A 22267-nucleotide genomic window follows, 5' to 3' on the forward strand; every position below is an offset into this window, starting at 1 on the left:
CCTGTCAAACATCACAACATCAGAAAGCCTGCTGGTAAGGGATGATGCCCTGACGCAGCATGTCATGGGTGCCTAAGCCATAGTTGGAGCTAAGGCCACGCAGCTCAATGTTGAATGAGATTTGGTTGTCATACTTACTATTGTTGTTTTCCCAACCGTTGATTTTGCGTTCGTAACCGACGCGGATCGCATAGCAGCAGGAGCTGTATTGTAGTCCCAGCACCTGATCAGCCGGTTTGCTGTTGCGGGTGTCGTAGTAATACGCACCGACCAGCGACCAGGCATCGGCAATCGGCCAACTGGCGGTAGCGCCGACCTGAGAGATGCCGTTTTTGTAGATCGGGTTATTCAGCAGACTGGAGTCATTCAGCGCTTGCGCGACGTATTCCGGGCTGCTGTAGCGGTAGCTCAGCTGCACCATACGATCGGCATCCTGTCGATATTCCAGCACCGCATTGCCCTGAGCTATGTTATCGAGACGGGTATCGTATTGCAGCCCGCCACGCACGCCCCAGCGATCGCTCACTTTCCAGTAAGTGTCACCGGCCCAGATCAGGCTGCCGGTGTCATCTTCATCATCGATCTGCTGAACGCCAGTTCGCGATGGGGTAAACGAGTAGATTTGACCAACAGAAACGTTAAAACGTTCAACCAAATCGTTATCATAAATTCGCGTGGTGACACCGGTTGCGACCTGATTGGCTGAGGCGATGCGATCGAGGCCGCTGTAGGTACGGTCGCGGAACAGGCCGGTATAGTCAGTTTGCAGCAACGTTGAGTCGTACGGATAGATAGAGCTCTGGTCGCGGTACGGAATGTAGAGATACTGGACGCGCGGCTCCAGCGTCTGAGTGTAGCCCTCAGCCCAGTCCATATCGCGGTCAAACACCAGTCGACCGTCCACTTTGAACTGCGGCAGGGTACGGTTAACGGAGTCTTTCAGCAGGCCGCTGGAAGTACGTGTGTAGCTTGAGCTGTTGTAATAATCGAGGCTGTCTTGCTGATAATGGGTAGCAAGGAACTTGGCTTCGGTGTCCAGACTGGCCCAGCCATTGGATAGCGGCAGATCCAGCGTCGGCTCAATATGCAGACGTGTCGCTTCAGGCATCCGGCTATTGACGTTAGTGAACTTGACCGCCTGCGCGAAAACACGACCATCAAACGGCCCGATATCGTTCTGATAGAAATTCAGATCGAGCTGCGGCATCGCACGATAAACGTTGCTGTTGCTGGTGGTGCCGAATACCTGGAAATCTTTAGTGGAAAGCGTGGCGTCCCAGTTGGTATCCGAATAGCCAACGCTGAATTTCTGGGTGGCGTATCCATCGGTCGAGCTGTAGTACTGCGACGTCAAATCGTTGAAGTAATAGGGATCACTGACTTTGGTGTAGTCCGCATTGAAACGCCAGTGTTGATCGTACACCCCAGCGTGACGCCAGTAGAACAACCAGCGATCGGAGCTTGCGTCCTGCGCAATGCTACGCACCCCTTTGTCTTTATTGTACTGATTATCGGATGGCAGATAATCCAGCTCCATCAACCCCGCACCAAACTGGGTCAGATAACGGAATTCATTCTGCAATTGCAGGCCGCGATTACTCATATAATGCGGCGTAATGGTGGCATCGGCCTGCGGCGCAATGTTCCAGTAGTACGGCAGCATGAACTCGAAACCATTCGTGCTGCTGTATTTCGCATTCGGGATCAGGAAGCCTGAGCGGCGACGATCACCAATCGGCAGTTGCAGATAAGGGCTATAAAAAACCGGTACATTGCCGAGTTTAAAGCGCGCATTCCAGATCTCTGCCACTTCTTCCTGACGGTCCTGAATCACCTCAGTTCCAACCACGCTCCAACTGTTACTGCCTGGCAAACAGGAGGTAAAGCTGCCGTTTTCGAGGATGGTATAACGGTTGTTGCCGCGCAGTTTCATCTGGTCGGCGTCACCACGTCCCTGACGGCCTACCATCAGGTAGTTACCGTTCCAGACGTTAGTGTCTTTGGTATTCAGATTCGACCAGGCTTTCGGACCTTTCAGGATGACCTGATTATCGTCGTAGTGCACATTACCCAGCGCATCAACGGTACGCACCGGTGTGGTTTGCCCTTCCTGCTGACGCTGATGCAACTGTACTTCGTCGGCAGTCATGCGGCTGTTACCCTGCTGCACATCGACATTGCCAGTGAATACCGCGTCGTTGGGATAGGTGCCTTTGGACGAGTCAGAATGAATCGTCACGGGCAGCGAATTCGTGTCGCCATTAACCAACGGGCGGTTAAAGCTCGGCACGCCCAGCATACACTGCGACATTAAGTCGTCGGCGAGGGAATGCTGACTGTATATCGCTGCACCAATCATGGTAGCCAGCAAGGTAGGTATACGTTTTTTCATACGCGGTTTCGATAATTCCATGAAAACTGGCATCATGCCGACAATCCGGTCAGAGACTAACTTACTGCCCGGCGATGCGCCAGTGTTAATCCTTTTCTGTCCGCGTTGCCGTTAGGCGCTGAGATAAATGACAGGTATGATAATGCAATTTTCAGCCGCAAGCATGGCGAATTGAGGAGTTTATGCGCTACTGGGGAAAAGTAATTGGTCTGGCTTTGGGCTTGCTTTCCGGGCTAGGCTTTTGGGGCATTGTACTGGGTCTGATCATTGGCCACATGTTTGATAAGGTGCGCAGCGTTCAGGGACAAGGCTACTTCGCTAACAACCAAACCCGCCAGACACTGTTTTTTAGTACCACTTTTCAGGTGATGGGCCATTTGACCAAGTCAAAAGGGCGCGTCACTGAAGCGGACATCCAGATTGCGTCTCTGTTGATGGATCGTATGCAATTACATGGCGATGCGCGTACTGCGGCGCAGCGTGCCTTCCGTGAAGGCAAGCAGGGCGACTATCCGCTACGCAATAAATTGCGTGAACTGCGCAGTGCCTGCTTTGGCCGTTTTGATCTGATTCGGATGTTTCTGGAAATTCAGATCCAGGCGGCATTCGCTGATGGTTCGCTGCATCCCAACGAACGCCAGGTGTTGTATGTGATCGCCGAGGAGCTGGGTATCTCAAAGATGCAGTTTGACCAGTTCCTGCGCATGATGGAGGGTGGCCAGCAATTTGGCGGCGGCGGTTCATCGTATGGCGGTGGCGCGTATCAGCAAGCTAAACGCGGCCCGACGCTGGAAGATGCCTGTAGTGTGCTGGGAGTGAAAAGCAGCGATGACAGCACCACCATCAAGCGCGCGTATCGCAAGCTGATGGCAGAGCATCATCCCGATAAACTGGTGGCGAAGGGGCTGCCGCCGGAGATGATGGAGATGGCGAAGCAGAAAGCGCAGGAAATTCAGGCAGCTTACGATTTGATTCGTAAGGAAAAGGGATTTAAATAAATCCGTTCTCCGTAACGGTGCGATAAATCGCGCCGTTACGACGACGGTCAGAAATCTGCGGGTTGACGAAATGTCATGCTGTTGCCAAACGCCGGATGGGTAATCGTCAGAGATTCCGCATGCAGGAGCAGGCGCGGAGCCATCGCCAGCGCTTCCGGTGATGCATAGAAGCGGTCACCGAGAATCGGATGCCCCAGCGCCAGCAGATGCACACGCAACTGATGTGAGCGTCCGGTAATCGGCTTCAGTAGCACCCTGGCGCTGTTATCGGCATCATACGCCAGCACCTGATACTCGGTCTGCGCCGGTTTGCCGGTTTCAAAACACACCTTCTGCTTGGGTCGATTCGGCCAGTCGCAAATCAACGGCAGATCGATTAACCCCTGCTCCTCAGCCGGATGTCCCCAGACGCGCGCCACGTATTGCTTGGCTGGCTCGCGTTCACGAAACTGCCGCTTCAGCTCACGCTCGGCCGCTTTAGTCAGCGCCACCACGATAACGCCACTGGTGGCCATATCCAGGCGATGCACCGACTCAGCCTGCGGGTAATCACGCTGGATCCGCGTCATCACGCTGTCTTTATGCTCGTCGAGGCGGCCCGGCACCGACAGCAAACCGCTTGGCTTGTTGACCACCATGATATGGTCGTCCTGATACAGGATATGCAGCCAGGGTTCGAGCGGCGGGTTATAAGGTTCCATCAGCCATTCCGTAAGGGGCCTTGCGGCCCCGGTCAATTATTGGTGCGTCACCACGATCAGGCGCAGCGCATCAAGACGCCAGCCGGCTTCACCGAGGCTGGCCAGCACCTGGCTACGGTTGCTTTCCAGTGCTTCAACCTCGTCATCACGGATATTGGGGTTGACGGCGCGCAGTGCCTCAAGACGTGATAATTCAGCACTCAGCTTCTCATCAGCTTCGGTCCTTGCCGCCGCGATAATCGCCTGCGCTTCCGGTATCACCGCGCTTTCGGCCAGGGTCAGAATCTGATGCACATCCTGTTGGACGGCATTCACCAGCTTGCTGCCGGTGTGACGATTCACCGCATTCAACTGACGGTTAAAGCTCTCAAACTCCACCTTCCCGGCGAGGTTGTTGCCGGTACGATCCATCAGCAGACGCACTGGCGTCGGCGGCAGGAAACGGGTCAATTGCAGATGCTTCGGTGCTTGAGCTTCCACCACATAGATCATTTCAACCAGCAGCGTGCCAACCGGTAACGCTTTGTTTTTCAGCAGCGACAGCGCACAAGTGCCGGTATCGCCGGAGAGGATCAGGTCCAGACCGTTGCGGATCAATGGGTGCTCCCAGGTGATGAACTGGGTATCTTCACGAGACAGCGCCTGGTTGCGGTTGAAGGTCACGGTGCAGCCATCTTCCGGCAGACCAGGGAAATCCGGTACCAGCATATGATCGGACGGGGTCAGTACGATCAGGTTATCGCTGCGATCTTCCTGGTTGATACCGACGATATCAAACAGGTTGAGGGCAAAATTCACCAGACCGGTATCGTTATCCTGTTCGGCAATCGCCTCGGCCAACGCCTGAGCTGCTTCACCGCCGTTAGAGTTCTGCTCCAGCAGACGGTCGCGTCCCTGTTCCAACTGGGTTTTCAACTGGTCATGCTGCTTGCGGCACTCGGCAATAAACTCGTCCAGTCCCTGGGGATTTTCCGGCGCGGCCAGGTATTCAATCAACTGGCTGTAGACGCTGTCGTAAATGGCGCGGCCGGTTGGGCAGGTGTGCTCAAACGCGTCCAGACCCTCGTGATACCAGCGCAACAGCACCGCCTGCGCGGTTTTTTCCAGCCACGGCACCAGAATCTGAATATCGTGCATCTGGCCGATACGATCGAGACGACCAATACGTTGTTCCAGCAGATCCGGGTTGAAGGGCAGGTCAAACATCACCAGGCGGCTGGCGAACTGGAAATTGCGGCCTTCAGAACCGATTTCCGAGCACAGCAGTACCTGCGCGCCATCTTCTTCTGAGGCGAACCAGGCGGCGGCACGGTCACGTTCGATGATCGACAGACCTTCATGGAACACCGCCGCACGAATACCTTCGCGCTCGCGCAGGACCTGTTCCAGTTGCAGGGCGGTGGCGGCTTTGGCGCAAATCACCAGCACTTTTTCTTTACGGTTGCTGGTGAGATAACCCATCAGCCACTCAACGCGTGGATCGAAGTTCCACCAGGTACCGCTATCCCCTTCAAATTCCTGATAAATCTGCTCCGGGTACAGCATGTCACGGGCGCGTTCTTCCGCGCTTTTACGCGCACCCATAATGCCGGAGACCTTAATCGCCGTCTGGTACTGGGCCGGCAACGGCAGGCGGATCTGATGGAGTTCGCGTTTCGGGAAACCTTTCACGCCGTTACGGGTGTTGCGGAACAGTACGCGGCTGGTGCCGTGGCGATCCATCAACATCGAAATCAGTTCTTTACGTGCATCATCTTTGCCGTCGCGATCGCTGTTTGCTACCTGCAACAGCGGTTCGATGTCCTGCTCGCCGACCAGGTCGTTGATCAGGTTCATTTCCTCTTTGGTGATCGCTTTATCGGCCAGCAGCGTGCTCACCGCATCGGCCACCGGACGATAGTGCTGCTGCTCGGCAACGAACTGGCTGAAATCGTGGAAGCGATTAGGATCGAGCAGGCGCAGACGGGCGAAATGGCTCTCCATACCAAGCTGTTCCGGCGTGGCGGTCAACAGCAGCACGCCAGGCGTCTGTTCCGCCAGCTGTTCAATCACCTGGTATTCACGACTCGGTGCGTCTTCACTCCACGCCAGGTGGTGCGCTTCGTCGACCACCAGCAAGTCCCAGGCAGCATCAGCCAGCTGTTCCAGACGCTGTTTATTACGACGTACAAAATCGAGCGAGCAAATGATCAACTGCTCGGTATCGAAGGCGTTATCGCTGTCGTGTTGTGCTTCGGTGTAGCGAGCGTCATCAAACAGGGCAAAGCGCAGGTTGAAGCGGCGCAGCATCTCCACCAGCCACTGATGCTGCAGGGTTTCTGGCACCACGATTAACACGCGCTCCGCACGCCCAGCCAGCAACTGCTGCTGGATGATCATCCCGGCTTCGATGGTTTTACCCAGGCCCACTTCGTCGGCCAGCAACACACGCGGTGCATGGCGACGACCAACATCGTGTGCAATGTGGAGCTGATGCGGAATCAGGTTGGTGCGCATACCGCGTAAACCGCTGGTGGGCAGGTTGTACTGCTCGCTCTGATACTTACGTGCGCGGAAACGCAGCGCAAAACGGTCCATACGATCCAGCTGTCCGGCGAACAGGCGATCCTGCGGTTTGCTGAAAACCAGTTTGCTGTCGAGCATCACTTCGCGCATCAGCACGTTAGATTCTTCGGTATCGAGACGCGTGCCGATGTAGGTAATTAAATCGTTTTCGTTGCGGATGTCGTCGACGCGCATCTGCCAGCCTTCATGGCTGGTGACGGTATCACCCGGATTGAAAATCACGCGGGTAACAGGAGAATCATTACGGGCATAGAGGCGGTTTTCGCCGGTTGCCGGGAACATCAGTGTGACCATGCGCGTATCCAGTGCAACTACCGTGCCCAGTCCCAGTTCACTTTCCGTATCACTAATCCAGCGTTGACCCAGTGTAAAAACCATATATTTCCTGCTCGATTCTCTGTCATGTCATGAAGATGTGCACCTGCTCTCAGGCAATACCAGACCACCAAACGAAAGGGTTTGGGCAGCGTGTCAATGCGGTGAGATTCAGGAAGGGCGCTATGGTACTGGATGGCAGGGCATTCGTCACCTGTCAAAAAAGCCCCAACTGCCCGGTAATCAGTGTAGCAAAATCATCGCCGACGAAGGGTAAAATGCCTTCCGCCACCGGCTGCAACTGCTTCGTTACATAGTGATCATAGTCGAGCGGCGTATGGCGTGCCTCCAGTGGCTCCGGGCCTGCGGTGGCGATGACATAGCGAATGGCACCGCCGTTCTGGTACTGCAACGGGCGTCCCAATTTGCGATTAACCTCATCCGCCAGGCGTGCGGCGCGCACGTGCGGTGGCACGTTACGTTCATAATCTTTTAATGGACGACGCAGGCGCTTTTTATAGACCAGCAGATCATCAAGTTCGCCTGCCAGCAGTTGCGCCACGGTGTCGCGGATATAATCCTGCCAGGGTTCACCGCGGAAGATGCGGCCATACAAGGTTTGCTGGAACTGCTGCGCCAGCGGCGTCCAGTCGGTGCGCACCGACTCCAGCCCCTTAAACACCAGCCGTTCGCTGCCATCGGCGCGAATCAGACCGGCATAGCGCTTTTTGCTACCTTGTTCCGCACCGCGAATGGTGGGCATTAAGAAACGGCTGAAATGGTTTTCGTACTCCAACTCCAGCGCACTGCTCAGGCCATAGGTCTGTTGTAGATGTTCCTGCCACCAACCATTGACGTGCTCCGCCAGCTGACGGCCAATCACCGCTGCCTGCGCTTCGCTGTGTGCGCCTTTCAACCAGACGAACGTCGAATCGGTGTCGCCGTAAATCACGTCATAGCCTTTGGCTTCAATCAATTCACGCGTTTGCTGCATGATGGCGTGGCCGCGCAGGGTGATGGATGAGGCGAGGCGAGGATCGAAAAAACGACAGGCACTGGTGCCCAGCACGCCATAAAAGGCATTCATGATTATTTTCAGTGCCTGCGACAGCGGTTTATTGTGGTCGAGTTTTGCCCGCTCACGTCCCTGCCAGATCTGCTCAACAATCGCGGGCAGGCAGTGGGTGTCACGGGAAAAACGTGCGCCGCGAAAACCGGGCACCGAATCGGCATCATCAGGATGTGCCAGCCCTTCCACCAGTCCAACCGGATCGATCAGGAAGGTGCGGATAATCGACGGATAGAGGCTTTTGTAATCCAGCACCAGCACCGAATCGTACAGGCCAGGGCGGGAATCCATGACGTAACCGCCAGGGCTGGCCTCCGGCGTCACTTCGCCGAGATTGGGGGCAACAAACCCGGCACGATGCATACGTGGAATGTAGAGATGACCAAATGCCGCCACCGAGCCACCGTGGCGATCGACCGCCAGTCCGTTGACCGTGGCGCGTTCCAGCAGAAATGGCATGATGGCGGTATGATGAAAGATACGCGTCACCAGCTCACAATCTTTCAGGTTATAGCGCGCCAGCGCCGGTTTATCGTTGGCGAAGCGCCAGTTGATCTCCTCCATACGCTGCCACGGGTTGTCGATGGCTTTGCCTTCGCCCAGCAACGTCTGCGAGACCGCCTCCAGACTGAAGGAGGGAAAATCCCAGAAAGCGGATTTCAACGCTTCGATACCGTCAATAATCAGGCGACCGGTGGCCTGTGCAAAGAACACGCCAGGTTTAAAACCGTGCTCACGCCACTCCAGCGGCTGCTGCTGACGACCGAGGCGCAGGGGAATGCCGTAACGATCGGCATGTTTTTGCAACACGCGCAGGTCGAACTGCACCAGGTTCCAGCCGATAATCACATCCGGTTCATGATGGGCAAACCAGGCATTCAGCTGCTCCAGCAGTTGCGGGCGGCTATCGACATAGATCAGTTCGAAATCAAGCTGACTGGCAGCGCCGTTGGGTGGGCCGAGCATAAACACCTGACGCTGACCGCAGCCTTCCAGCCCGATGCAATACAACTCGCCGTGTTCAGTGGTTTCGATGTCCAGCGAGACCCACTGGAGCTGTGGGCGGTAGTCGGGATGGGGTTTCAGGCGCGCATTTACCACGCTGTCGCCGCGTGTGTCACCACTGAACCACACCGGCGCGGTGATAAAGCGCTCCATCAGATAGCGCTCGGTCGGACGAATATCCGCTTCATACACCGGGATGCCATTTTCCCGCAGGCGTTTTTCCAGATTCTGTAGCTGGCGGTAGCTGCGGCAGTAGAGGCCGAAAACCGGGCGGCGACGGAAATCTTTTAACTTCAGGGATTGAATACGTGTGTGGCGTTCGTCGTGGATCAGCGTCTCAACCTGCGATTGAAACTCGCTCGGGATAAACGCCACTGACTCCTGCGCGGGTAAAACGACGCGTTGTACGCCGTGGTCGGTAGCCAGCCACAGTACCACTTCGCTGCCAGTGGGGGTGTCTCGCCAGTGTCGGGTAAGCAGAAAACCTGCGCGTGGATCGGTCACGTGAACTCCGGGTGTGATAACCCGTTTAGTATATCATGGATGTTTATACAGTGTCTTTTGTTTGCTTAAATTGTAAGCACTTTGTCAACATTGACGTACAAATCTTGCCTTGACGCTGCGGCGCAGGCTCTGGACAATCCAGCCTTCATATTCCGCAGAGGATATTTATGGAAGCCTGGGTACAACATCTTTTTACGCAATCTCTGGAATGGGCGCTGTTTGCTGTCGCGCTGGTGACGTTTCTGGAGTCGCTGGCCTTCGTGGGATTGCTGCTGCCGGGCACGGTATTGATGGCAAGCCTGGGCGCGCTGGTTGGCAGCGGTCAGATTGGTCTGTATCCCGCCTGGGCTGCCGGACTGGTGGGTTGCCTGATTGGCGACTGGGTATCCTATGGCATCGGCTGGAGATTCCAGGGGCCGCTACATCGCTGGAAATATCTGCAAAAATATCGCGGGCTGCTGGATAAAACCGAGCATGCGCTGCATCAGCACAGCATGTTTACCATTCTGGTGGGGCGCTTTGTCGGGCCGACGCGTCCACTGATTCCACTGGCTGCCGGGATGCTGGAGCTGCCGGTGCGTAAATTTCTGCCGCCAAATATTATCGGCTGCATCCTTTGGCCACCACTGTATCTGATGCCCGGCATTCTGGCTGGTGTGGCGATTGATGTACCGGAAGCGGAACAAGGTGGCCACTTTACCTGGCTGCTGGCGCTGGTGGCATTGCTGATCTGGCTCGGATTTTGGCTATGCTGGCGCTGGTGGCGCAGTGGCAAAAACATCGACTGGGCAACGGCGTATCTACCAGCGGCGCGTTTACGCTGGCTGGCACCGTTGGCCGCAGTGGTCGGTGTGGCGGCGTTTATCGCTATCCAGTTCCATCCGATGATGCCGCTGTTCCGCCATCTGCTGTGGAAGGTGTTCTTCGCTTAACGTTGCGCCACGCCGAGGATGGCGGCGGCGGGGGTTCTGCCATTGAGCAGGTCTTCCGTGCTGCCATCCCAATAAATTCTCCCATCAACCACCACCAGACTGCGTGCCGCGATTTGCCGCGCATCCTCCAGGCTGTGCGACACCATCAGCAGCGTGATGTTGCGCGCGGCACAGACGCTGTGCACCAGTTGCAGCATCTCCTGGCGCAACGCCGGATCGAGTGCGGAAAACGGCTCATCCAACAATAAAATCGGCTGATTACGCAACAGGCAGCGCGCCAGTGCCACGCGTTGGCGCTGTCCACCGGAGAGCTGGCCTGGCAGACGATGCAGCATCTCCTGCAGCCCGGTTTGTCCGGCGATCTCAATCACCTGTTGTGTCTGATCTCGGGTGAGTTTTAAGCCCGGATGCAACCCCAGTCCCAGATTCTGCTGCACCGTCAGGTGGGGAAACAGGTTGTTCTCCTGGAATAGCATCGAGACCGGACGCGCCGCAGGGACGCTGGCGGTATGATCTGTGCCGTTCAACCATAAATTGCCGCTGCTGACTGGCAGGAAGCCACCAATCAGACTGAGCAGGGTGCTTTTTCCGGCACCGCTCGGGCCAAGGATCGCCAGCCGTTCGCCCGCTTGCGCGCTAAACTGGAAGCGCATTGGCAGATGCTGGTACAGGTAAGTGAGGTTATTCAGTGTCAGCATGACGACCTGGCAATTTTTCCATCAGGGTAAACAGGAGTAGACACAGCAGCAGCAACAGCAACGCTGTGACCGCGCCGTCATCGCCACGATAGGCACCAATTTGCTGGAACAGATAAAAGGGCAGGGTGCGGAAATCCGCACTGCCAAACAACGCCACCACGCCAAAATCACCAATCGACAACACGCAGGCAAAGGCTAGCGCCTGGGCAATCGGGCGTTGCAGCGCGCGCAGTTCAATCAGACGCAGGCGATTCCATCCCTGCACACCCAGCGAGGCGCACAATTGATTGTAACGCGCGCTGAGATCGCGCATCGGGTTCTCCAGCACTTTCATCGCATAAGGGATAGCGATCAGCGCGTTAGTGAAGATCACCAGGCCATCAGCAGATTGCGGCAGGCCAACGGTGGCGTTGAACAGCAGGAAAAAGCCGCTCGCCAGCACAATCCCCGGCATTGCCAGAATCAACATGCCACTCAGTTCCATCGCCTGTGCCGGGATGATGTGATGACGCAGGCGTAGCTCGCGACTGCTCCACAGTAGCATCAGGGTAAAAATGACGCACAACACGCCTGCCCCAAGGGCAATACGTAATGAGGTAAAGGTGGCCTGCCACAGGGCAGGTTGCTGTATCGCCCCGGCCACGCCGCCACGCAGACCATCGGTCACCACTGCCAGTAAAGGCGGGATCAACAGCAACAAGGCGAAACCGATCAATAAGCCATCGCTGAGGCGCGCACGCCAGCTGTCCTGCGGATCGCGCCAGCCGCGTATCTGTTGGCTCCCGGTCGGAATGGCTTTACTGAAGCGCTGGCTCAGCAACACCAACAGCAGGCAGCAACCCAACTGGAGCAGTGCCAGCAGGGCCGCGCGGCCAGGATCGTAGTCAAAACTCAGCGCCTGATAAATTGCCAGCTCCAGCGTGGTGGCCTGTGGGCCACCGCCGAGTGCGAGCACGGTGGCAAAACTGGCAAAACACAGCATAAAAATTAGCGCGGCGGTAGGCAGGATTTGCCGCCGCAACCACGGCCATTCAAGCAAATGGAACAGGTTCCAGCCACGCAGTCCAAGCTGGGCCGCCAGCTGACGCTGCTCGCCCGGAATGCTTTCCTGCGCCTGCAACAACATGCGTGTCGCCAGCGGTAGATTGAAGAACACGTGTGCCAGCAGAATGCCCTGCAAGCCATAAGGTGAGAAGTGATAATCGATCCCCACCAGGCTGCACAGCTGGGCCAGCCAGCCGCTGCGGCCATAGACGCTTAGTAAGCCGAACACCGCCACCAGAACCGGTAACACCAACGTCATGGCGCACAGGCGTAACAGCAGATTACGGCCAGGAAAGCGTCGCCGGTACAAGGCGCGTGCCAGCGGGATGGCGGGAATGACCGAGAACAAGGCCGACAGCAACGCCTGCCCGAAGGAGAACGCCAGCACATGATGCAGATAATCATCGCTGAGCAGGCCGCGCCAGTCACCGATCGGGGCTGACATCAGCAGTGCGCCAAACGCCAGCAGCGCCACCGCGCATAACAACAGCGCGGTGAAACTGCCGGGTAGCAGCCAGCCGGGAATTAACGGCTGACGGCGCGTTGCCATGCACTTATCCAGGCGGCACGATGGTCGGCAACCTCAGTCGGACTATACTGCAGCGCCGTTTGCGGTACGTTTAGCGTCTGATAACCGGCAGGCAGCTCGCTTTTAATCACCGGATACATCCAGTTTCCGGTTGGAATCGTCTGCTGGAAGTCCGGGGACACCATAAACTGCATAAATTGCTGCGCCAGTTTTGGTTGTTTGCTGCTGGCGAGCTGCGCCGCCACTTCAACCTGTAAGTAATGACCTTCGCTAAACGGTGCCGCAGCGTAGTTTTCTTTTTTCTCTTCAATGATGTGATAAGCCGGGGAAGTGGTATAGCTCAGCACCAGGTCGCCTTCGCCTTTCAGGAACAAGCCATAAGCCTCGCTCCAGCCTTTGGTGACGGTGACGGTTTTTTGCGCCAATTTTTGCCAGGCTTCCGGTGCTTTGTCGCCATACACCTTTTGCATCCACAGCAGCAGGCCCAGTCCGGGGGTACTGGTACGTGGATCTTCATAGATCACGCGCCATTTTTCCGGACTTTCTACCAGTTCTTTCAGGCTTTTCGGCGGGTTCTTCAGTTTGTTTTTGTCATAGACAAAGGCGAAGTAGCCATAGTCGAATGGGATAAAGGTGTCGTTGTGCCAGCCATCCGGCAGCTGGAGTGCGCGGGTATCCACCTGGCTTTTGGCAAACAGGCCGGTTTTTTCTGCCGCTTGTACCAGGTTGTTATCGAGGCCCAGCACGATATCCGCTTTGCTGTTTTTGCCTTCCATCCGCACGCGGTTGAGCAGCGACACGCCATCTTCCAGCGCGACATATTTCAGTTCGCAGCCGCACTGGGCTTCAAAGGCTTTTTTGACGGCGGGGCCGGGTCCCCACTCAGCAGAGAACGAATCGTAGGTGTAGACGGTCAGTACCGGTTTGGCAGCCAGTGCCGGGGCAGCAACCAACAACAGCACGGGCAGAACTTTTTTAAACACTTTGCGCTCCTTGAGGAGAAGATAAGGTTGAGTCGCAAAGGATCTGAGCAGTGAGGCATCTCAAATCCCTACGCCGGTATTAACCGGATCAGGTTCGACGGGTCTCTCTCAGCCCGGTAACGCAGGGCACCCCGTTGAGAACGGCTCATTCTAGACATTTCCGGGTCAGGACGAAAGGTTCACAACTCCGGCGGGGCAAACCAGGCGGATTTAAAGTCAAACCAGCCGAGGGTATTCATGCGTACACCACGCATACTGCGCTGGCCTTCCAGCAGCAGCCAGTGATGGAACAGCGGGTGCAGATAGTTACTGTCTACCAGTTGTTTACTCCATTCTGCGAGCGGTAGCGTTTTTTCGCGCCAACGTTCAGCCGAGTTTTGCCAGTCAATCGGGATACATTGTTGCATCAGCGGCAGCTCGTACAGCTGAGCGAACAGCGAGTAGTCGAGCGGTAGGGTGAAGTTGACACTACCCAGCCAGATGTCGCTCTCGCCCTCGCCATTAAACCAGGCTTCATAGCTCAGTTCGTGGGTAATCAGCTCAATGCCCTGCTCAGCCAACAGCGGACGCAGCGCATTGGCGATGCCCTCGTGCTCGACATGGTGGCTGTACCAGCTGATGGTCAGTTGTTTCAGGTTATCGGGTTTACTGACGGAGGTCAGATCGCGGCGATGGTGCCAGCGTGGCAGCAGGCCGTAAGCCGGGAACCAATAGCGTTGATAACCCACTCCGGCGTTGTTCAGCAAGGCGATCGGGTTAAACAGATAGCTGACCCAGCGGCGGAAATGGGCATCGCGCCCCTGTTCTGAACGCTGGTCAAACAGCAGAAAATAGCAACCCTCTTCGAGATGACTTTCTTCCAATTTTTCATCGGCGGTTTCGCCCTGCAATTTCACCCCGGCATACACCAATTCATCGCTGATTTCCGGCAGCACCCAAATCGAGACATCATCAATCAGCGCGCGGTAGCCGAAGTAGTCATCAAAGGCAGCAATCTTGAGCTGACTTTGCTGGTTGCGCACCACGCTGTATGGCCCGGTCCCAATCGGCTGCCGGGCGAAGTCGCGCTGGGTTTGCCATTCGCGCGGCAGGATCATCGCGCTGACGCTGCCGAGCAGCCACGGTAGCCAGTTATCGGGCTGTGTCAGTTGGATATCCAGCGTCCATGGCGCAGGGGAGTGCAGTTTCGCGAGATGGGAAAACAGCGGCTGGCTGCGCAGGCGCTCCAGCGAGCTGATGACATCCTCCATCTCCAGCTCACGTCCATGATGAAAACGAATTGCCGGGCGCAGGAAGAAGCGCCAGTGTAGCGGCGACGTCTGTTGCCAATGGTGGGCGATATCAGGTTCGATTTCCCCCTTTTCCTCATTTACCCGCGTCAGACCGCTGAAGATTTGTCGCGCCAGGTGGGTTTCGGAGCGACGCAGCGGGGAGCCCGGTAGCAAGTTAGGCAGCGGACGATAGTACAACACGCGCAGAATATGTTTGCCCTGACGGAAGCTGCGACCGAGGTGGGAAGCAATCATTTGCCGTACCTGGTTTTTGTCACCGACCAACTGTACCAACTGTTCGATGCGATCCTGCTCCAGTAAATCTTCTGCGCGCTGCTGCTGCAATGCCAGCCCGGTGTAGCAAAAACTCAGCGTCGAGCGTTTGCCACGCCCGGCCTCAGCCTGCCAGATTAACCAGCCTGCATCCTGCATCGCATTCAGCAGGTTACGCATATGGCGCCGTGAGCAGTGCAGCAATTCCGCCAGCTCGCTCAGGGTGGTTTCCTGATCCTGGCCCTGGCAGCTTTGCCACAGGCGGATAAATTGCTGTTGTAGCCGTGAAGAGGACATAAAAGGGGAACTCCTTCTCTTAATCGCTCAGTTTTTCCTGCCTCATATTAGAGGCATAGTAGACCTTAATGGAAGAGCGGGAGGCATTCAGTCATGAATGGCGCTCTGCCAGCGGTTCCGCCGACGTGGGACCTTTTCTGAGTAGGGTGCAATTTCACCGCCAGCAGTGAGTTCTCTGCTGGCTTTTTTCGTCTTGCTGTGGAATCTTCTACCCTCATTTTTCCCCCGATTGATATCCGCAAAGGGATTTCTGCATGAAATCGCTGTTAACGCGTAAGCCGTTCCTCAACCCGGTTTATCTGGCTTTTATGGCCGTCTCCTTTATGGTTGGCGTGGCCGGTGCTTTACAGGCACCGACGTTGAGCCTGTTTTTGACGCGTGAGGTGCAGGTACGGCCGTTCTGGGTCGGACTGTTCTTTACCGTCAATGCGATTGCCGGCATCGTTATCAGTCTGCTGGTGGCAAAACGTTCCGACAGTCATGGTGACCGCCGCAAATTGATTATGTTTTGTTGCCTGATGGCGGTGAGCAATTCGCTGCTGTTTGCCTTCACCCGTCATTATCTGACATTGATTACGCTGGGCGTGCTGCTGTCGGCGTTGGCCAGCGTGGCGGTGCCGCAGATCTTTGCATTGGCGCGTGAATATGCTGACCGCTCGGCGCGGGAAGTGGTGATGTTCAGTTCGGTGATGCGTGCGCAGTTGTCACTGGCGTGGGTGATTGGCCCGCCATTATCGTTCGCGCTGGCGTTGAATTACGGTTTCGTGACGCTGTTTTGCGTGGCGGCGGTGATCTTTTTGTTCAGCCTGCTGCTGATCTGGCGCACCCTACCGTCGGTGCCGCGCGTGGTGGCCTCTCCGGAGCAGGTGCTGACGCAACTCAGTCCGTGGAAAGACGGCCAGGTGCGTCTGCTGTTTATCGCCTCGGTGATTATGTGGACCTGCAACGTGATGTATATCATTGATATGCCTCTGTATATCAGTTCAACCCTGGGGTTGCCTGAAAAACTGGCGGGCTTGTTGATGGGAACGGCGGCTGGGCTGGAAATTCCGATTATGTTGCTGGCCGGACATTTTGCGCGTCGCGTGGGTAAACGGCGTCTGGTGCAACTGGCGCTGGTGGCCGCGATTGTGTTCTATCTCGGGCTGGGGTTGTTTCAGTCACGCACTGCGCTGATGGTGTTGCAGCTGTTCAATGCAGCGTTTATCGGCATCGTTGCCGGGATTGGGATGTTGTGGTTCCAGGACCTGATGCCGGGACGCGCAGGTGCGGCCACCACCATGTTTACGACCTCGATTTCTACCGGGATGATTGTGGCGGGTTTGATTCAGGGGGCGCTGAGTGAACATTTCGGCCATGAATCGGTGTACTGGCTGGCGTTAGGGCTGGCGGTGCTGGCGTTGGGGCTGGCTTCGCGGGTGCGAGATGTATAACTGCGCGCAATAAATTGCGCCGCTACGGGCCAGTGCGTACCTGTAGCGGCGCGATTAATCGCGCAGTTTTAACGTAAAAACGCGGGCTGGTTAGTCTCGTAGTTGGCGATGGACGCTTCGTGTTGCAGCGTCAGGCCAATGCTATCGAGGCCATTGATCATGCAATGACGACGGAAGCTATCGATTTCAAAACTGTAGGTTTTGTCACCGGCGGTCACGGTCTGCGCTTCCAGGTCAACGGTAAAGCTGACGCCCGGATGGCTGGCGACCAGCTTAAACATCTCATCGACTTCTTCATCGCTCAACTTCACCGGCAGCAGCTGGTTATTAAAGCTATTGCCGTAGAAGATATCCGCAAAACTTGGCGCAATCACCACCTGGAAACCGAAATCGGTCAACGCCCAGGGCGCGTGCTCACGTGAGGAGCCGCAGCCAAAGTTTTCCCGCGCCAGCAGAATGCTGGTGCCTTTGTATTCCGGCTTGTTGAGTACGAAGCTGGCGGTCGGTACGGTGCCTGCGTCATCATCAAAACGCCAGTCATGGAACAGGTGCGCGCCAAAACCGGTACGGGTTACTTTTTGCAGGAACTGCTTCGGAATGATGGCATCGGTATCAACATTCGCGGCATCCAGCGGGGCAACAATCCCGCTGTGCTGAGTAAATTTCTTCGCCATGGCTTAAGCTCCCTGAGTCAGTTCACGAATATCGGCAAAACGGCCAGTGACCGCTGCGGCTGCGGCCATCGCTGGGCTAACCAGGTGAGTACGTCCACCACGGCCCTGACGACCTTCAAAGTTGCGGTTGCTGGTGGAGGCACAACGCTCGCCCGGATTCAGACGGTCATTGTTCATCGCCAGACACATCGAACAACCCGGCAGACGCCATTCAAAACCGGCTTCGAGGAAAATCTTGTCCAGACCTTCCGCTTCCGCCTGGGCTTTCACCGGACCAGAACCCGGCACCACCATCGCCACCACACCCGGAGCCACGTGACGGCCTTTGGCGATCGCGGCAGCGGCACGCAGATCTTCGATACGTGAGTTGGTGCAGGAACCGATAAACACTTTATCGATCGCCACGTCGGTCAGTTTGATTCCCGGCTGCAGATCCATATACGCCAGTGCTTTTTCAGCAGAAGCGCGCTCGACCGGATCAGCGAATGAGGCCGGATTCGGGATCGCCTGGTCAACCGCCATCACTTGACCAGGGTTGGTGCCCCAGGTCACTTGCGGAGCGATGTCAGCGGCGTTCAGCGTGACCACGCTATCGAATTTCGCATCGCTGTCAGATTTCAGGGTACGCCAGTAGGCTACCGCTTGCTCCCACTGCTCGCCCTTCGGCGCAAATTGCTTGCCTTTCAGGTAATTAAAGGTGGTGTCATCTGGTGCTACCAGGCCCGCTTTGGCACCCATTTCAATCGCCATGTTGCACAGGGTCATGCGGCCTTCCATGCTCAGCGCTTCAATCGCCGGGCCACAGAACTCCACTACATGTCCGGTACCGCCCGCGCTGCCGGTTTTACCGATAATCGCCAGCACGATGTCTTTCGCAGTAATGCCCGGAGCCGCTTCACCCAGCACCTCAATCTTCATGGTTTTGGCACGGCCCTGCTTCAGGGTCTGAGTGGCAAAAACATGCTCAACCTCAGACGTACCGATACCAAACGCCAGCGAACCAAAGGCGCCGTGGGTGGCGGTGTGGGAGTCGCCGCACACGATGGTCATGCCCGGCAGGGTCATGCCCTGCTCAGGGCCGATAACGTGGACGATGCCCTGGAACGGGTGGTTCAGGTCATACAGCTGGATACCGAACTCAGCACAGTTCTTGATCAGTTCCTGCATCTGAATACGTGCCATCTCGCCGGACGCATTGATGTCTTTGGTCTGGGTAGAGACGTTATGGTCCATGGTGGCGAAAGTCTTCGACGGCTGACGGACTTTGCGGCCGTGAGCGCGCAGGCCATCAAAGGCCTGCGGTGACGTCACTTCATGGATCAAATGGCGATCGATATACAGTAACGGAGTTTCATTTTGTGCTTCGTAGACGACATGTGCATCAAATAACTTCTGGTATAAGCTTTTCATTTTTTTATTTTTCCTCGGTGATGAAACGGGCAATGATGCTGCCCATTTCATCGGTACTCACGGACTGACCGTCACCGGCCAAATCACGGGTGCGATGACCCGCTTCCAGCGCCTTGTTAATAGCGCGCTCAATGCTGTCGGCAGCCTCAGTGGCATTCAGGCTGTAACGCAGCAGCAGGGACAATGAGAGGATCTGAGCGACCGGGTTGGCAATGTTCTGACCGGCGATATCCGGTGCGGAACCACCTGCGGGTTCGTACAGGCCAAAACCCTCTTCGTTCAGACTGGCTGACGGCAACATCCCCATGGAACCGGTAATCATTGCGCATTCATCAGACAGAATGTCACCGAACAGGTTAGAACACAGCAGCACGTCGAACTGTGATGGATCTTTAATCAGCTGCATGGTGGCGTTGTCGATGTACATATGGCTCAACTGCACATCCGGGTAATCTTTCGCTACTTCGTTCACGATCTCACGCCACATCACCGAGGTCTGCAACACGTTGGCTTTATCGATTGAGGTCACTTTGTTGCGACGCTTGCGCGCAGATTCAAACGCGATGCGGGCAATACGTTCGATCTCAAAACGGTGATACACCTCGGTGTCGAACGCACGTTCATGCGCGCCGCTGCCTTCGCGGCCTTTTGGCTGACCGAAGTAGATACCGCCAGTCAGTTCGCGTACGCACAGGATATCGAAGCCACGTGCAGCAATGTCGCTACGCAGCGGGCAGAAGGCTTCCAGGCCTTTGTACAGCGCTGCCGGACGCAGGTTGCTGAACAGTTTAAAGTGTTTACGCAGTGGCAGCAGCGCGCCGCGCTCTGGCTGCTGGGCCGGTGGCAGGTGTTCCCACTTCGGACCCCCCACGGAACCAAACAGGATGGCGTCGGCCTGCTCGGCACCCGCAACAGAAGCAGGTGGCAGTGGTTCGCCGTGACGATCGATGGCGATACCGCCAACATCATATTCGCTGGTGGTGATACGCATGTCGAAACGCGTACGAATCGCGTCCAGAACTTTCATGGCCTGCGCCATCACTTCCGGGCCGATTCCGTCGCCAGGCATCACCGCGATATGAAAAGACTTAGTCATAGTTACACCGTTTCCTTTTGTTCTTTAAATTTGCGCTGCAATTCTTTTTCCACCTGTTTGGCACGCCAGATGTTGTTCAGGGCGTTGACCATCGCTTTAGCGGAGGATTCGACGATATCGGTCGCCAGGCCCACGCCGTGGAATTTGCGACCGTTGTAGTTGACCACGATATCCACCTGACCCAGCGCGTTCTCGCCGTGGCCTTTGGCGGTCAGTTTGTAGTTCATCAGCTCGGCTTCAAAACCGGTGATGCGGTTGATTGCCTGGTAGACGGCATCAACCGGACCGTTCCCGGTGGCGGCGTCAGATTTGGTCTCTTCACCGCAGCCCAACTGGACAGATGCAGTAGCGGTCACGCTGGAGCCAGTCTGCACGTTGAATTCTTTCAGCTGGAAATGTTCCGGTTCTTCATTCTGTTTGTTGATGAAGGCCAGCGCTTCCAGATCGTAATCGAATACCTGGCCTTTTTTATCAGCCAGCTTCAGGAAGGCGTCGTACAGCGTATCCAGGTTGTAGTCGGTCTCTTTGTAGCCCATCTCTTCCATGCGGTGTTTAACCGCCGCACGGCCTGAACGTGAAGTCAGGTTGAGTTGGATTTTGTGCAGGCCGATTGATTCCGGCGTCAGGATTTCGTAGTTTTCGCGATTCTTCAACACGCCATCCTGGTGGATGCCGGAAGAGTGGGCAAAGGCGTTAGAACCGACCACCGCTTTGTTGGCTGGGATCGGCATGTTGCAGATCTGACTAACGGTCTGGCTGGTGCGATAGATTTCCTGATGTTTGATATTGGTGTGCACGTTCATAATCTGCTGGCGGGTTTTGATCGCCATGATCACTTCTTCCAGCGCACAGTTACCGGCGCGTTCGCCCAGACCGTTCAGCGTACCTTCCACCTGGCGCGCACCAGCCATCACTGCCGCGATGGCGTTGCCGGTTGCCATTCCCAGGTCATCGTGGGTATGAACAGACAAAATCGCTTTATCAATATTCGGGACGCGATTGACCAGCTGGCTGATGATGTTGGCGTATTCGTGCGGCAGGGTGTAACCCACGGTGTCCGGGATGTTGATGGTGGTGGCACCGGCGTTGATCGCGGCTTCCACCATACGGCACAGGTCATCAATGGGGGTACGGCCACCGTCTTCGCAGGAGAACTCCACGTCGTTGGTGTAGTTACGCGCACGTTTGATCATATGCACCGCACGCTCAATCACCTCAGGCAGCGTGCTGCGCAGTTTGGTGGCGATGTGCATCGGCGAGGTCGCGATGAAAGTGTGGATACGGAACGCTTCTGCAACGCGCAGCGATTCGTAAGCGGCGTCGATATCCTTCTCCACGCAACGTGCCAGGCCACAGACGCGGCTGTTTTTGATAGTACGCGCAATGGTCTGAACGGATTCGAAATCGCCCGGAGAAGAAACCGGGAAACCGACTTCCATCACGTCCACGCCCATACGTTCCAGCGCCAGGGCAATCTGCAGTTTTTCTTTAACACTCAGGCTGGCCTGTAACGCCTGCTCGCCATCACGCAGAGTGGTATCGAAAATAATAACTTGCTGGCTCATCGTAATCTTCCTTATGCATTAACTTCGCCGGTGCTACGAGCATAAAAAAACCCGCGCATTGGCGCGGGTTTTTTTAAACTTTCTGCAGGTTCGAATCAGTTGTTGATTCCGCCCACGAGTCTACCGCGCAATGGGGATGCGATTAGTAGTAGACCAAGTAGACGAAAAGAACGGGACATGGATCAAACCTCGTAAATTGAGTGCTGCCCATATTGATACTGAGAAAGGGCGTTGATGTCAACCATAAGTGAAAGGTTATTTCTCAAGGTGCTTAAGGTGGATCTGCTGTGATTATTCGCTTGTTCAGAGGAAAAACAAATATTAACGCGTATCAGACGACACGCGACACATGCAAAAATGTTTTAAAAATGAATATTTATTTTAAGTTATTGATTTAATTATATTAAATCAGGTTTTTTTACCTGGTGGTAAAACATTATCACCGTGGTTGTTTAGACGAATCTCACGTCAGATAAGGATTTTAAAGATAATCACGCCAGGAATTAATTGTCG

At 55.8% G+C, this 22267-nt stretch carries 15 protein-coding genes and 1 riboswitch; of the genes, 3 read left to right on the forward strand and 12 right to left on the reverse strand.

Annotated elements, in window-relative coordinates; all coding sequences use genetic code 11:
- Positions 1-19 precede the first annotated feature (19 nt).
- Positions 20-2392: an LPS assembly protein LptD gene (gene lptD / locus AC6I8W_RS03415; protein ID WP_497836986.1), complete on the reverse strand. Its 2373-nt coding sequence runs from the start codon at positions 2390-2392 to the stop codon at positions 20-22.
- Between the two features lie 182 nt (positions 2393-2574).
- Between lptD and djlA the strand changes: the two genes are divergently transcribed.
- Positions 2575-3390, forward strand: a complete 816-nt coding sequence (gene djlA / locus AC6I8W_RS03420) for a co-chaperone DjlA (protein ID WP_480368219.1) — start codon at positions 2575-2577, stop codon at positions 3388-3390.
- Positions 3391-3437: 47 nt separating this feature from the next.
- Here the strand turns inward: djlA and rluA are convergent, their stop codons facing one another.
- The 3 genes from rluA to polB all read right to left on the reverse strand — a co-directional run bounded on the left by rluA (position 3438) and on the right by polB (position 9549).
- Positions 3438-4091 (reverse strand): bifunctional tRNA pseudouridine(32) synthase/23S rRNA pseudouridine(746) synthase RluA, encoded by a 654-nt coding sequence (gene rluA / locus AC6I8W_RS03425; RefSeq protein WP_497836987.1) that lies wholly within the window; start codon positions 4089-4091, stop codon positions 3438-3440.
- 36 nt (positions 4092-4127) lie between these two features.
- Complete coding sequence (gene rapA, locus AC6I8W_RS03430) at positions 4128-7034, reverse strand: RNA polymerase-associated protein RapA (protein WP_497836988.1); 2907 nt, start codon at positions 7032-7034, stop codon at positions 4128-4130.
- A 154-nt stretch (positions 7035-7188) separates the two neighbouring features.
- Positions 7189-9549, reverse strand: coding sequence for a DNA polymerase II (polB, locus tag AC6I8W_RS03435; protein ID WP_497836989.1), 2361 nt, complete (start codon positions 9547-9549; stop codon positions 7189-7191).
- A 167-nt stretch (positions 9550-9716) separates the two neighbouring features.
- On the opposite strand from polB, the gene AC6I8W_RS03440 reads away from it, so the two are divergent.
- Positions 9717-10481 carry a DedA family protein gene (locus tag AC6I8W_RS03440; protein WP_497836990.1) on the forward strand — a complete coding sequence of 255 codons (765 nt, stop codon included), beginning with the start codon at positions 9717-9719 and terminating at the stop codon, positions 10479-10481.
- Here the strand turns inward: AC6I8W_RS03440 and thiQ are convergent.
- The 4 genes from thiQ to sgrR all read right to left on the reverse strand — a co-directional run bounded on the left by thiQ (position 10478) and on the right by sgrR (position 15576).
- Positions 10478-11179: a thiamine ABC transporter ATP-binding protein ThiQ gene (thiQ, locus tag AC6I8W_RS03445; protein ID WP_497836991.1), complete on the reverse strand. Its 702-nt coding sequence runs from the start codon at positions 11177-11179 to the stop codon at positions 10478-10480. The genes AC6I8W_RS03440 and thiQ overlap by 4 nt on opposite strands.
- Positions 11163-12773, reverse strand: coding sequence for a thiamine/thiamine pyrophosphate ABC transporter permease ThiP (gene thiP, locus AC6I8W_RS03450; RefSeq protein WP_497836992.1), 1611 nt, complete (start codon positions 12771-12773; stop codon positions 11163-11165). Before thiP ends, thiQ begins: the two co-directional genes overlap by 17 nt.
- Positions 12749-13735, reverse strand: coding sequence for a thiamine ABC transporter substrate binding subunit (gene thiB, locus AC6I8W_RS03455; protein WP_497836993.1), 987 nt, complete (start codon positions 13733-13735; stop codon positions 12749-12751). Before thiB ends, thiP begins: the two co-directional genes overlap by 25 nt.
- Before the next feature lie 47 nt (positions 13736-13782).
- Positions 13783-13879, reverse strand: a riboswitch (TPP riboswitch).
- A gap of 35 nt (positions 13880-13914) precedes the next feature.
- Complete coding sequence (gene sgrR / locus AC6I8W_RS03460) at positions 13915-15576, reverse strand: HTH-type transcriptional regulator SgrR (protein ID WP_497836994.1); 1662 nt, start codon at positions 15574-15576, stop codon at positions 13915-13917.
- A 254-nt stretch (positions 15577-15830) separates the two neighbouring features.
- On the opposite strand from sgrR, the gene AC6I8W_RS03465 reads away from it, so the two are divergent.
- A complete protein-coding gene (locus AC6I8W_RS03465; protein WP_497836995.1) occupies positions 15831-17009 on the forward strand; it encodes an MFS transporter in 1179 nt (392 codons plus the stop codon).
- A 68-nt stretch (positions 17010-17077) separates the two neighbouring features.
- Here AC6I8W_RS03465 and leuD read toward each other — a convergent pair whose 3' ends face one another.
- The 4 genes from leuD to leuA are packed head-to-tail and all read right to left on the reverse strand — an operon-like array spanning position 17078 to position 21754.
- Positions 17078-17683 carry a 3-isopropylmalate dehydratase small subunit gene (leuD, locus tag AC6I8W_RS03470; RefSeq protein ID WP_497836996.1) on the reverse strand — a complete coding sequence of 202 codons (606 nt, stop codon included), beginning with the start codon at positions 17681-17683 and terminating at the stop codon, positions 17078-17080.
- Positions 17684-17686: 3 nt separating this feature from the next.
- Positions 17687-19093, reverse strand: a complete 1407-nt coding sequence (leuC, locus tag AC6I8W_RS03475; RefSeq protein ID WP_497836997.1) for a 3-isopropylmalate dehydratase large subunit — start codon at positions 19091-19093, stop codon at positions 17687-17689.
- A 4-nt stretch (positions 19094-19097) separates the two neighbouring features.
- Positions 19098-20189: a 3-isopropylmalate dehydrogenase gene (leuB, locus tag AC6I8W_RS03480; protein WP_497836998.1), complete on the reverse strand. Its 1092-nt coding sequence runs from the start codon at positions 20187-20189 to the stop codon at positions 19098-19100.
- A 2-nt stretch (positions 20190-20191) separates the two neighbouring features.
- Positions 20192-21754: a 2-isopropylmalate synthase gene (leuA, locus tag AC6I8W_RS03485; RefSeq protein ID WP_497836999.1), complete on the reverse strand. Its 1563-nt coding sequence runs from the start codon at positions 21752-21754 to the stop codon at positions 20192-20194.
- Positions 21755-22267: the final 513 nt, after the last annotated feature.

It is taken from the genome of Pantoea sp. X-Soil-TKNS-1211, from assembly GCF_059730495.1.